Below are 13,772 nucleotides of genomic sequence, written 5' to 3'. Positions count from 1 at the left end.
ACAATTTTTTTAATCACTAACAATTAGAAGCCAACATTTAAACCAAGGGTAAATATCCTGGGCAATGGTACCGCTCTTGCATCCACGCCATAGTTGATGTTGCTATCGCGGTTGGTATTTACTTCGGGATCGTTTCCTTTATATTTTGTGATCACGAACGCATTTTGTACCAGTCCATATACACGGAGACTGTTAACACCCAGTTTTTGTTTGATGCCAGGGAAAGTATATCCCAGGCTTATTTCACGGGCTCTCAGGAAATCGCCTTTTTCCAGCCACCGGGTAGATGCTTGTGTGATAACGGTGTTGCCCAGGAACAGTTTAGGTACATCTGTGTTTTTGTTGTCGGGCGTCCATCTGTCTTTGATCTCTTCCATGTTGTTGGTAAAGAGGTTACTCATGCCACTCGCCCTGGCCGCATTGTACAGGTAGTTGCCACCGCTGTATTGCAGGAAGATGCTCAGGTCTATACCTTTATAGGTAAAGGTATTGTTCAACCCGCCGTAGAAAGTAGGATAACCGGATTTGTCCATGTACTGGGCATCATTGGAAGTGATGGGATTCATTGGTTTGGTGCCATCAGGAGTGGTCCACCGGTTAGCTACGCCAGGACCAGGATTGTACATCACCAGCTCATTATTGGCGTTGTAGTACATAGGGAACCCGTTTTCAGGATTTACACCACCCCATTTAATCAGGCGGAATACGCCCAATGGTCTGCCCACGCTGGCCCTGTTATTACCACGGGTAATGTCAGTGCCATCTGCAGTGTGTGTAACAACGTTCTTGATAAACGTAATGTTGAAGCTGGTATTCCAGCTGAAATCTTTGGTGTGAATGTTACTGGTGTTGATGGTTAACTCCTGGCCGGTATTTCTCATCGAACCAACGTTGGTGGTCAGGATCGATCCTGGTGTATTGTTAATGTGATCCCATGGTGTACCTACGGTAGCCAGGATAGGCGCATCCAGGATCAGGTTATCAATATTATTCCGGAAGTAGTCAAAAGTAACGGTGATCCTGTTTTTCAGGAAAGTAGCGTCCAGACCCAAGTCCAGGTTTTTAGAAGTTTCCCATTTTAGGTTGGGGTCACCCACCTGGTACAGGGAGAAACCGTTGGCGTCGGCGTAGTTACCGCCGCCATACAGGGTCCTGTAAGCATAGGCCTTGATGTTGGAGTTACCTACCATACCATAGCTGGCACGGATCTTCAGGTCGTTTACAAAGCTGATATTACCCTTGAAGAAATTTTCTTCAGATATTCTCCATCCGGCAGATACGCCCGGGAAATAACCCCTGCGGTTGTTGATACCAAAATCTGAGTAAGCATCTGCTCTCAGGGTCGCATCAATGTAGTATTTAGAACCGTAGTTATAGCCGATTTTACCGAAGTAAGAGTCGAATGCATTTGATTTATTATCACCACCGGTATAGCTGTTGTCGGTACCGGCATACAGGCCATCGTATATTTCCTTGAAGTAGGAATCTGCCAGGTTAGCTTGTCCGGTATATAATTGCCGGGTTTGTGCATATTGTGATTCTATACCTACGGTAGCATTGATAAAATGCACTTTATTAAAGGTCTTCGTATAGGTGGCGTAGTTAGTCCAGCTCCATTGGTTTTGTCTCAGCAGGTTTTCCTGTACGAGGCCATTCAGGTTAAAACCATTACCAGACAGCAAAGGACCACTGTATTGGTCTTCAAAGTTCTGGATGAAGTCAACCCCAAAGCGGGAAGTGATTTTTAATCCGGCAATGGGTTCTACTTCTACATAGGCGGAAGATAAAACGCGGGTGGAAGTATTATCATTTCTACCCATGGTTAATCCCGCAAGTGGATGGAAGAAGCGGTTGGCGCGGGTAGCGGCGCTGATCACGTTATTACCGTCCCCGAGGTCGCCGTTAACCGTCGTTTTGATATACAGGTCGCCGTTTTTATCATAAACCGGTACGTTAGGCATAGCGCCATAAGCAGAAACGGTAGCACCGGCCAGGTAAGTATCGGACAGTACCCCGTTGTTCAGTGCTTTGGAAGCATAGAGGGATACACCTGATTTCAGCCACGTTTTAGGCGTAACATCGAGGTTTACACGCATACCGCCCCTGCGCATACGGTTGCTGAGGATGATACCCTGCTGGTCAGAATATTCACCGGAAGCATAGAATTTCGCTTTTTCCGTACCACCGCTTAGGGATAACTGGTGGCTATGTATAATGCCGGTGCGGAATACTTCTTTCAACCAGTCAGTGCGGTCTGGTTTACCGTCGCCATTTACATCAATATCTTTGGCGATAATGGGCGCTGTTTGTCCGGCAGGAGTGGCGTTGGCCGCTTTCTCATTTTGTATCACGTTGAAATCATCGCCATTCAGCAATTTGGGCAGCTTACCTGCTTTGCTCCAGCCTACATAACCGTTGTAGTTCACGGAAACAACGCCTGCTTTACCTCTTTTGGTGGTGATGACGATTACACCGGCGGCTGCGCGGGAACCATATAAAGCGCTGGCAGCCGCATCTTTCAGTACATCTACCGATGCAATGTCATTCGGGTTGATGTCGGCCAGTGGATTGTAACGGGTACCATTGCCACCGTTGAAGGTGTTTAAGTTAGTGTTGATGTTCATCGGGATACCATCTACTACGATCAATGGCTGGCTGCTGTTACTGATAGAGCTCACACCCCGGATACGGATGTTAACCACATCGCCCAGTACGCCGGAACCAGTGCTGATGCTCACGCCGGCGGCACGGCCGGTTAAAGCCTGGTCGAAGCTGGTGGCAGGACGTTCGTTAATGAGTGCGCCCGATACAGCAGTTACAGAAGAAGTAACATCCTTTCTTTTTTGTTCACCATAACCGGTAACCAGTACCTCATTCAATATTTTGTTGCTGCCGGTCAGAATTACATTCACCGTGGAGCGACTGCCAATTTTTTCTTCCTTTGTTTCATAGCCTACAAAGGAAAATACCAGGCTGCCGGCGCCATCTGCCTGGATAGAGAACTTACCATCAGGGCCTGATACCACACCCGTTTTAGATCCTTTGATTAATACAGATACGCCGGGAAGTACCTGTCCATCTGTGGCATCGGTTATCCTGCCTGTAATCGTTCGAGTTTGGGCAAAAGCATGCACCATACCGATGGCTAGTAAGAGCCATAGTAGTAAACCTTTTTTCATACGGTTTAGATTGGGTTTATATGATTGAAAAAAATTCTTCCGGCTTATCAGACGTAAGAATAGGATTCCTTACAGTATGATAAGAACATGATCATAAAGCAAATATTTAACGTGAATGCCGGCGCGAAAACGTATGAGGAAGACTAAGTCACCAGGGTGACAACATGAATAATGTTGTTGCTACAATACACCATATGCATAGGCTTTCCTGTTGCGGGTTGGGCCGGTTGAAAACAATAGTAAAAACACACTACAGCTAGTAGTAATAGATTTTGTTATGCCATTTCTTTTTTTAAGATTTCAGAATTCAGATTTCGGATATTCTCTAAGCAAAAACTAATTAACAGTACGTTGTTGATAGGTTCTCCCGACTTTGTTAAAGGTTTCCATTCAATAACAATGCAAGGATTGATTTCATTAGCGTGTTAAAAATATGTTGTTTTTTTAATAAAAAAAATTTCTGGCGCTTGTTTTATTACAGTATATAGTTACTTACTTCCAACAGGTTTCCATCCGGATCGCGGAAATAAACAGAACGGATTTTTCCGTTAGCGCCCGTACGTTCTACTATTCCTCCCTCGAGCACCGGTATATTATTATCTTGTAGCTCCTGTAATATATTTTCTACCGGCGTAGCCGAGATAAAACAAAGGTCAGCGGATCCCATAGTAGGTAAAGCGGCCATGGGCGTAATCTCCCGGCCCTTTTCATGAAGATTTATTTTTTGCTGGCCAAAGCGCAATGCTTTACGGTCATCACCAAAGGTGATGATTTCCATACCTAATATCTTTGCATAAAAATCACAGGTAACAGCTAAACTTTTTACTGTGATGACCAGGTGATCCAGGTGTGTAATTATCATGTGCGCAAATTTGGAAAGTGGATATTATCTTTGAAGTAGACCCTTCCTGCAAATATAAATTGGTTTTCCTGGAAAAGGGATTGGTTAAAAAGCGCCTAGGGCGCCTGCAGTGAATAAATGAAAAAAACGTTATGAAGAAAGTTTTTTTATTAACAGCGTGCCTGTTTAGTGGCTGCCTCCTGGCCGCCCGGGGCCAGGTGAAAAAATTACCTAACATCATCTTTTTCCTGGTAGATGATATGGGATGGCAGGATACCTCCGTCCCTTTCTGGGACAGTATTACCCCCGCCAACCGTAAATTTCGTACGCCTAATATGGAACGGCTTTGCCGGGCGGGCACTAAGTTTACCAATGCCTACGCGCATTCGGTTTGTACGCCTTCCCGGGTAAGCCTGATGACGGGCATGAACGTAGCGCGTCACCGCGTGAGCAACTGGACTTCCATGAAGAATAAAGCCGTAGATGGAGCCGACAGCCTGCTCACCATTCCCGATTGGAATGTAAATGGTATATCACCCATACCAGGGCAGGAAAGAAGCGTATATGCCACCCCGTTGCCCGCCCTGCTGCAACAACAGGGATATTATACCATTCAATGCGGTAAAGCGCATTTCGGCGCGTACCAGACGGTGGGCGCAGATCCACTCAACCTGGGATTTGTGAAGAATATAGGCGGCAGCGCCGGCGGGCATCCCGCATCTTACCTGGCGGAAGACGATTTTGGCCGGGTGCCTGGAAAATTCATTCTCCAGGCCGAGATGCCCGGGCTCGACAAATACCGTAAGCATCATTCCTTCCTCACGGAAGATTTGACCCAGGAAGCCATGCTGGCCATGGATACGGCACAAATGAAGCAACAGCCCTTCTTCCTGTATATGGCGCATTACGCCGTACACCTGCCTTACAACGCCGATGATCGCTTTATTCAGCGCTACCTGGATCTGGGATTGCCCAAGCCGGAAGCCGCCTATGCAGCCCTGGTAGAGGGGATGGACCAGAGTTTAGGAGAGCTTATGGATTACCTGGAACAACATCATCTCACAGACAATACCATCATTGTATTCATGTCAGACAATGGAGGCTTTTCCCATCCACCCCGCCAGGGCGCGCCTAACTCACAAAACTACCCGCTGCGGGGTGGTAAAGGCTCCCTCTACGAAGGGGGTGTAAGGGAACCGATGATCGTTCGCTGGAATGGTATTACCACGCCAGGTTCCGTGAATACCCAATATATGATCATGGAAGATTTCTATCCTACTATCCTGGAATGGGCCGGCCTTAAATCGTACAAAACGGTGCAAACCATCGATGGGCGCAGTATCGTGCCATTCCTCAGGAATCCTGCCCTGCGTGATACCACCCGCGCACTGGTATGGAACTTTCCCAACGACTGGACCGGCGGCGCGCTCGGCGATGATAATGCCTGGTTAACGGCCATCCGGCAGGGCAAATGGAAACTGGTATATTGCGAAAAGCAGCAGCGCCTGGAACTATATAACCTGGAAGAAGATATCCATGAAGCGCATAATGTAGCTTCGGATTATCCTCATAAAACCCGGGAACTGGCAAAGCTGCTTACGCAGCAGCTGAAACAGCGCAAAGCGCAAATGCCGCTGTATAAGGCGACGGGGAAGCCCGTACCTTACCCGGATGCGCTGGTGTCATTCCGTTAACCGGTTGTTATGATCCGCGGTTTTATGGCCGGCAATAGCCCTGGCTCCCTGGCTGAAACGCCAGGCAACAGCCAGCGTAACACTCTGGGTGTCCCAGGTACGGCTATTATATCCTGTGAGTCCGGCGACGGCGGTATAATACATACGGTCTATCCGCGTGTGAAACACATCACGGATATTTAATTTGATATCTCCTTTGCCCTTTAATATTTTCTTACCGCCCCCGGCATGCATATACCAGCAGGGGGCGGCATTGTATGGGGGCGATAATTCGCCACTGCTATAGGAGGAAAATATTTCCATGCTCCAGCCTTTATTAAAGTGGTATTGCTGCAGCACAGAGAGGGTACACATATTTCCGCTCATAGCCAGCGGGTTATCCCATAAAATACCTTGGGCACGTATATGCGTGAGCGCGGCCGCAGGTAGGATGCTCCACCAGGCGGCGGGGCGCCATGTACCCTCAGCGGTAATACCGATAACATCTTTCCTGTCCAGGTTTTCATCCTGTTGATATAACATCGCATTCATCACCCGGATGCCGGATATAATATCGTGTTGTACCCGGCTGTAAAACCCACTTACACTGAAGTTATTCCCCGACTGATACGTCAGCTCAATATTATCTGAAAGGGCTGGCAGCAAATTGGGGTTGCCCGCGCTATACGTATATTTATCTACCGGTACGATAGAAGGATTCAGCCGCTGGTACCCGGGCCGCTCTATTCTTTTGGCATAGGAGAGGTTTACCTGGTGTTGATTTTTTTTGTAGGAGATCAGTGTAGATGGAAACAGTTGTGTATTGGTGCGTACAAGGTCCGGAGCACGGGTATACGTTTGTTCCGCCCTCAATCCAAGCTGATAGGAAATGGCGCCTGCTGTTTGTGTATAGTTGGCATAAATGGCGTGTATGCGTTCCTGGTAGTTGAAGCTATCGCGTGTTGTGTAGGTATTGGCAGTGGTGAATTTATATCCTGCCATGAGTTTGATAACAGGGTTAAATGGATGGATATAATCTGTTTGGGCGGTATAAACGTTGACAGTAGCGGGCATACGGAAAATTTGCTGACCAGGTGTTTTTTCATTGGCAACATATGTATTGTATATAGACTGGAGGCGGGTATAATGTTGGCCGTCTGTAGCAACAGACAACTCCCGGCCGCTGCTATCGTATATATGACGAAAGTAGGCATGTAAAGTACTTTGATGATAATAACGCCGGGAAATATTGCGGATATGTAGCTGGCTATCAGGTGTTGGCGGGGCATAATGTTCTGTTCCGCTACCAGCGCTGGTTACAGCTGCATCGCCATACAGGTAATTGATTTCCATACCTGTTGTAGTTTTTGGAGAAAGAAGTATATCGATCCCCGCTTTGCCCAGGATACGGCCATTGGTAGATTTGTCACTGCTGGTTTGTGCGGCATACAGGAGGGTAGTGCTGTTGATAAAGTCTTTCGTATTGTTACGGTCACTAACGCCATTTCCATTGAAGTTATCCACACTGCCATATATATTTACCTGCCGGTACCGGAAGTTGAACTGGCCATTTTGCAAAAGGCGGGCATATCTGCCCTGTATATTTTCGGATAGCAGGCTACCGTTAAAGCCTTTGGCTTTTCCTTTTTTGAGGATAATATGAATAATGCCGCCATTGCCGGCTGCTTCATAATTAGCCGGTGGCTGCGGCATCAGTTCAATTTTTTCGATGGCATGCCCTGGTAACGATTGTAGGTAGGCTGCCAACTCATCGCCATCCAGGTAGATGGGCTTATTATCTATGTAGATGGTGACCTTGCTTTTCCCCCTCAGGTTGATTTGTCCGTTATTGACCTGTACGCCGGGCAGCTGCTCAAGTACTTCCAGGGTATTGCTGCCTGTGGAGGTCAGGAGGGCATCTATACGAATCGTTGTGATGCCTGCCTTTCTTTCCATCAATGGTTTTTTAGCGGTGACGGTTACTGCTTCCAGATTTTTGCTCACCTGTGCCCAGGCGGGCCGGCCTGAAATTAACAATACAGTCACCAGTATTTTAGCTAAATTGTTGTAGCGCCGGGAAGTACGGGTACATGAAAAGATAAATAACATGTGTTATGCTTTATAGTATCCAAAGGAAGTTACCCTGGCATAGTTATCCCGTGAATTTCGCCCAACAACCAACTGTAACCGGGATATAACCGCAGCATACGGAAGATGTCGTATCCGGTGCACAAATGGCTGTTGGTCGAAATAAACAGACAGGTACAGGGGAATAACTACTTTTATATGGTTGGTTGACAAATGAGTATAGATAATTTTAATATAGGCCGTCACCGGTGGTTAACACATCTGCTCTTTTGGAGCATGTATATACTGGTGTTTACCGGTGTACATTCCGATGGAGACGATGGATGGCGGTACTATTTCACCATAGAATTAATGGGGCTGCCCGGCGCAGTATTGGTGGCCTATATGAATATGTACGTATTGTTTCCCTGGTTATTTGTCCGTAAGCGATATGGGTGGTATATTATAAGTGCCATTGTATTACTCTTTGCAGCTTCATTGATGAACCGGGTACTGTCGGAATGTGTATTTGAACCTGTTTTTCTAAGTGAAACCACTCATCGGGACGATATTTTTGTGTGGTACTTTTTGTTGAAGGCCATGTTGTGGTTTTTAAGCCCGGTATTAATGTTCACCCTGGTGTTGCGTATCTTTAAACAATCTTATTACCAGGAACAGCACCAGCAGGAACTGGCAAGAGAAAAGCTGGGAGCGGAATTGAATTTTCTGAAGGCACAGGTACATCCCCATTTTCTTTTTAATACTTTGAATAACCTGTACTCGCTAACTCTCCAGGCATCACCGGTAGCGCCGGTCGTAGTATTGAAGTTGTCGGAACTAATGAGCTATATGTTGTATGATGCACAACTGGCCGGTATTGCATTGGACAAGGAAATCAGCCATATCCAGAATTATATACAGCTGGAGCAGCTGCGCTATGGCAATCGCCTCGATGTATCGCTGAACGTATCGGGCGATACCGGGCTGCGACAGGTAGCGCCGTTGCTGCTGATCCCGTTTGTGGAAAATGCATTCAAGCATGGAGTAAGTAATGAAACTGACGCAGTGTGGGTGACCATTGATATTAAGGTGAAAGGGGATTGGTTGCAGGTGAAAGTAGAAAATAGCCATACCGACCTGGTAGAAGATACGCCTGCGCCTGCGAACCTGTGCAACGGCATCGGTTTACAAAATGTAGTACGTCGTCTGATGCTGTTATATCCGCAGGCGCATGAACTGCAGCAGAAAAAAGAACCTGGCCGCTATACCGTTGACCTGAAAATTAAATTACCCGGATGAGTATCAGCAAAATAAAATGCCTGGTGGTAGATGATGAGCCGTTGGCAGCCGATGTCATTGCTACATTTATCGGGCAATTGGATAACCTCACTATGTTAGGAAAATGTGATAACGCCATTGCCGCTATGTTGTTTTTGCAACAGCATAAAGTAGACTTGTTGTTTCTCGATATTCAGATGCCCAAATTATCGGGATTAGATTTCTTAAAGACGCTATCCAGCCGTCCGGCTGTTATCCTTACCACCGCTTACCGCGATTATGCGGTAGATGGTTTTGAGTTAAATGTACTTGACTATTTGTTAAAGCCAGTGTCTTTTGAGCGTTTCCTGGCGGCGATTAATAAGTACCAGGCCTTACGGGATACCGTGACCGTGCATCCCGGCTTTCTGCCGTTGTTGCATGGCGTGTCGGCAGAGAGTTTTATTTACCTGAAGGTAGATAAGAAGATGATCAAGGTATTGTTGAAAGATATTATCTGTATTGAGAGTTTGAATGATTATGTAAAAGTGAGAACTGTTTCACAGGATATTATTACGTATCAACGGATTACTTACCTGGAAGAGAAGTTACCCGATGAGCAGTTTCTGCGTATTCACCGTTCCTATATTATTGTGATTGATAAAATAAAATCGTTCAGCGCTACCCTGATAGACGTTGGAGGACTGGAGTTGCCTATTGGGCGCCAGTACAAGGCAGAGGTGATGAAAGCGCTGGGGCATACCGAAAGATAACAAAAACGAAAAAGGTGCGGTCATAAACAACTGCACCTTTTGCGTATATAGTAATGGCGGAAGGATTATTTCAGATCAACCGGCACCAACACCAGCGGTGTTGGTAAACAGGAGGCTCCGGGGGGCGAGTAGGTGAAATGTACTTTCTGAACGCCGCCGCCGGCAGGAGGCGTAAATACCTGGATGAGGATAGCTTCCGGTGCTTTGGTCGTTACCAGTTGGTTGCTGGGCAATTGTATTACGCCTTCTTTAAATTTACCGCTGCTTACTACCATGGTGTTGGCCATACCGCCGCACCATTGACCGTTGTCGCCCCGGGGGTTCCATGTCATGAGTGCCAGTGCCTTGCCATCAGAGCTTTTCCACGACAGCTCTATGTTGTAGAGGATACCGTAATTGCCGTCCAGGCTTTTCAGTTCGCCGGTAGTGGCTTCTTTCCCGATTACCCAGGGATCTTTTTCGCCGTCGGCTACCAATACCTGTGTCAGGCCATTTTTGGTGTCGAGTGTATCTTTTACGATGATGCGATAGTTGCTGATGCCGTAGGTGCCGCGGCCGGCGCCTGCATACTGCTTGGTGGCGAGAGCGTTTTTGACACGGCTGGCAGCTACGGTAGCCGGCGTTTTCAGGTCGGTTTGCACGATGCTGACTTCGCCGGGTTGGTCAATCACAAATTCATAGAAGCCGTGCACCAGTTCATCATACTTTACCACTGCCTTATCCTGTTTAGGGTCCAGGCAGATGGAGGCGCCGGGCTTTACTTCACGGGCTACGGTTTCGGGCTGCGATTGGAAGAAGTCGGCCAGTCCCTGTTTGCCTGCAAAGAAATAATTGGTGGTAGGTTGTTGGGAAGAGTATTTCAGCATGCGGATATGCATAGGCTGATTACCAGTATTTTTGATTACCGCGGCTATTTTACGGTCCATTTTTTCCGGTTCCTGTACGCCGTTTACGTTATACAGGTATAATCTTACTGAACCGGGTTGTACAGGCTCTCTAAGGGCTACGCCTTCGGGTACACGAATATATTCCGGGTCATCTGAGATCAGGAACTGGGGACCAGGTAATACAATTTTCTGGTAGGGAAGTGCCGGTATCTGTTCACTAAGTAGGCCGGGCACCTGCATGGTATGCCCCTGCGGCGTATTTTTAATGACGTTGTTCAAGGCGGCGGTCATCTGTTGTGCGTGTGCCAGGTAGCCGGTTACCAGGGCACAACTGAATAACAAAGTTTTTTTTCCGGTGGTTGATATACTCGTCTTTAACATGCGGGAATTTGTTGCGATGAATAGTTAATATTATTATTAATCGAAACAAACTTAATAAAATAATTTAAAAAATAATGACCGTTGATGTAATTATTTATTAAAAGACAGGAGATTGTGTCGTGCAATCAGGCAACCACCAATAATACCGGCTTTTTCATGCAGTTTGGACATACGCAGCTGGGTATCGTTATTTACCAGGCTAAGGGAATATTTATTGAGGGCACTTCGGATGGGGAGGCGGATATAGTCGCCCGTTTCAGCCAGGGTACCGCCGATGATCACCAGTTCCGGGTTAAAGAGATTGATTAGCACGGAAATACCGCGGCCTATTTTTTCGCCCAGTTCGGCAATCAGTTCTATGCAGAGCACATCTTCACTCATGGTAGCCTGTATAATGTCGGATACGCGCAGGTTTTCCGGCATTTTCTTTTGCTGCAGCAGGCTGGAGGTATGGCCTTGTTCTATTCTTTCCTTGAACATGCGGATCAGCGCCTGCCCGGAGGCTTCCGTTTCCAGGCAACCCTTTTTGCCACAGTGACAAATGAGTTCATTGGAGAAAATAGGGATATGGCCAAACTCGCCACTGAAACCGGATTTACCCCGGTATATCTTTCCGTCTATCATAATACCCAACCCGATACCATAGTCCAGGTTGAGAAACAATACATTCTTTTCGTCGTGTACGGTGCCATTGTAAAATTCCCCATAGGCCATCGCCCTGGAGTCGTTTTCCACAAAGGTTTTGATGCCGATGGCATTTTCTACGATCTGGCTCAGGGGCTCTTCATTGAAGTGGAAATAGCTATAGCTATAACCTTTTTCACTGTTGATACGCCCGGAGAGATTCAGGCAGGCCGCAAAGATCTTCTTCTTATCTACTGTTACATTATTAATGAACTGCAGGATAATCTGGATCAGGTCATGAAACGATTCGGGGGTGTTGGCCAGGGTAAAGGGTACCCGCATTTCCGACGTTACCAGTTCCTTTTTAAAGTCGAGCAACCCGAGGTTGACGTAAAAGTTCTTAATATCTACGCCGATAAAAAATCCGGATTCCGCTACCAGGCCGTACATGCTGGCCCTGCGCCCACCTTTGGAGTCGTCTTTCCCGTAATCTTTTACAATACCGTCGCTGATCAGTTCATTAATGAGACTGGTGGTTTTGGGTACACTGATGTTTAAGGCAAGGGTTAAGTCAGTAATGGTGCTGTTGCCTGCCTGGTCCAGATGGTCGATGATGGCTCTCTTCAGGGATTTGTTCTTGTAGGCCACTCCGGCCAGGGTTTCTTCTGAAAAAATTTCAAATATGCTTTCCTGGGTTGTCATGCAATAAGTGTGATATTTTTCTTTAAAAGTACTATTTAATTAATAAAGTTAACAAAGTTGTCTTGAAACATCATTAATTAATAAAAATATTTAGTAATGATTGTTTGGTAATTAAATTAATTATAAATTGTCCTCTGTAAATAAAATAATTTAAAAAGGATGCAACCAAAAGTAGCCGATCAGCCACAACCAGGAGGACAAACACCAGCCGCGTTAGATAAAGACTATTATGCCGCACTGTATAAAGATGAATTACTCGACAATATTTTACCGTTTTGGGTGCAGCATAGCAAAGATGAAAAATACGGTGGCTACTTTACCTGTCTGAATCGCGATGGCAGCGTATTCGATACCGATAAATTTATGTGGCTGCAAGGCCGCGAGGTATGGTGCTTCAGCCATATGTTCAATAAAATAGCACCCCGCCAGGAATGGCTCGACATGGCTCTTCACGGCGCCGCGTTTATGGAAAAATATGGCCGCGATGAAAACGGTAACTGGTACTTCTCCCTCAACCAACAAGGCAAACCCCTGGTACAGGCGTATAACATCTTTAGCGACTGCTTCGCTGCCATGGGATTTGCCTCGCTCGACAAAGCAGCGCCCAGCGACCGCTTTAAGGAAATAGCCCTCACTACTTTTGACAACATCCTCCACCGCCAGGAAAATTCCAAAGGCAACTATAATAAGGCCTACCCGGGAACCAGGCCCCTCAAGAGCTTCAGCTTACCCATGATCCTGTGTAACCTGTCGCTCGAAATGGAACACCTCCTCGGGGCTGACAAAGTATCCGCTTTTATCCCTACCGTACTCCATGAAGTAATGGACGTTTTTTATCAACCAGACAAAAAACTTATCGTAGAAAATGTATTCGCCAACGGCCATTTCTCAGATAGTTTCGATGGCCGCCTCGTCAATCCCGGTCACGGTATTGAAGCCATGTGGTTTATCATGGACCTGGCCCGCCGCCTGCAGGATCCTACACTCCTGCGCAAAGCATGCGATATAATGCTCGATACCCTGGAATATGGATGGGATCAGCAATACGGCGGCATCCTCTATTTTAAAGACATCCTCGGCCACCCGCCCCAGCAACTGGAATGGGACCAGAAACTGTGGTGGGTACATGTAGAAGCACTCATCGCACTGGCCAAAGGATACGTGTTTACCGGCGACAAACGCTGCGCCGAATGGTTCCTTAAAGTACACGACTATACCTGGCAACATTTCCGCGATGCGGCATATGGTGAATGGTTCGGCTACCTGAACCGCCAGGGACAAGTATTACTTCCGCTGAAAGGTGGTAAATGGAAAGGCGCCTTCCACGTTCCACGCGCCCTCTACCAGGTATATTCCACCTTCGAAAACAGTAACAGACAATAATGCTT

9 protein-coding genes are annotated in these 13,772 nt (G+C 46.8%); 4 read left to right on the top strand and 5 right to left on the bottom strand.

Features of this window, described 5'->3' with window-relative positions; translation table 11 throughout:
* Nucleotides 1–23: 23 nt before the first annotated feature.
* Nucleotides 24–3,179 carry a SusC/RagA family TonB-linked outer membrane protein gene (locus HGH90_RS27740; RefSeq protein ID WP_169192407.1) on the bottom strand — a complete coding sequence of 1,052 codons (3,156 nt, stop codon included), beginning with the start codon at nucleotides 3,177–3,179 and terminating at the stop codon, nucleotides 24–26.
* Nucleotides 3,180–3,654: 475 nt separating this feature from the next.
* The gene (locus HGH90_RS27735) at nucleotides 3,655–4,041 is read right to left on the bottom strand and encodes a VOC family protein (RefSeq protein ID WP_169192406.1); all 387 of its coding nucleotides are present in this window, start codon (nucleotides 4,039–4,041) and stop codon (nucleotides 3,655–3,657) included.
* Nucleotides 4,042–4,172: 131 nt separating this feature from the next.
* Between HGH90_RS27735 and HGH90_RS27730 the strand changes: the two genes are divergently transcribed.
* The gene (locus HGH90_RS27730; protein ID WP_169192405.1) at nucleotides 4,173–5,714 is read left to right on the top strand and encodes a sulfatase; all 1,542 of its coding nucleotides are present in this window, start codon (nucleotides 4,173–4,175) and stop codon (nucleotides 5,712–5,714) included.
* On the opposite strand, the gene HGH90_RS27725 is transcribed toward HGH90_RS27730, so the two are convergent.
* Complete coding sequence (locus tag HGH90_RS27725) at nucleotides 5,703–7,802, bottom strand: outer membrane beta-barrel family protein (RefSeq protein WP_168767282.1); 2,100 nt, start codon at nucleotides 7,800–7,802, stop codon at nucleotides 5,703–5,705. The genes HGH90_RS27730 and HGH90_RS27725 overlap by 12 nt on opposite strands.
* Before the next feature lie 192 nt (nucleotides 7,803–7,994).
* Between HGH90_RS27725 and HGH90_RS27720 the strand changes: the two genes are divergently transcribed.
* Both HGH90_RS27720 and HGH90_RS27715 read left to right on the top strand, forming a co-directional pair.
* A complete protein-coding gene (locus HGH90_RS27720; protein WP_169192404.1) occupies nucleotides 7,995–9,059 on the top strand; it encodes a sensor histidine kinase in 1,065 nt (354 codons plus the stop codon).
* On the top strand, nucleotides 9,056–9,790 hold the full coding sequence (locus HGH90_RS27715) for a LytR/AlgR family response regulator transcription factor (protein ID WP_169192403.1): 735 nt from the start codon (nucleotides 9,056–9,058) through the stop codon (nucleotides 9,788–9,790). Before HGH90_RS27720 ends, HGH90_RS27715 begins: the two co-directional genes overlap by 4 nt.
* A gap of 65 nt (nucleotides 9,791–9,855) precedes the next feature.
* On the opposite strand, the gene HGH90_RS27710 is transcribed toward HGH90_RS27715, so the two are convergent.
* Nucleotides 9,856–11,058, bottom strand: a complete 1,203-nt coding sequence (locus tag HGH90_RS27710; protein WP_169192402.1) for a copper amine oxidase — start codon at nucleotides 11,056–11,058, stop codon at nucleotides 9,856–9,858.
* Between the two features lie 90 nt (nucleotides 11,059–11,148).
* Complete coding sequence (locus HGH90_RS27705) at nucleotides 11,149–12,384, bottom strand: ROK family transcriptional regulator (protein ID WP_168767278.1); 1,236 nt, start codon at nucleotides 12,382–12,384, stop codon at nucleotides 11,149–11,151.
* A 159-nt stretch (nucleotides 12,385–12,543) separates the two neighbouring features.
* Here HGH90_RS27705 and HGH90_RS27700 point away from each other — a divergent pair, with 159 nt between their 5' ends.
* Complete coding sequence (locus HGH90_RS27700) at nucleotides 12,544–13,767, top strand: AGE family epimerase/isomerase (protein ID WP_168767277.1); 1,224 nt, start codon at nucleotides 12,544–12,546, stop codon at nucleotides 13,765–13,767.
* Nucleotides 13,768–13,772: the final 5 nt, after the last annotated feature.

The organism is Chitinophaga sp. Ak27 (genome assembly GCF_012726295.1).
In the GTDB taxonomy this organism is placed as follows: Bacteria; Bacteroidota; Bacteroidia; order Chitinophagales; family Chitinophagaceae; genus Chitinophaga.
The sequence above is the reverse complement of the archived record's forward strand: the minus strand, read 5'-3'. Positions and strand labels throughout refer to the sequence as shown.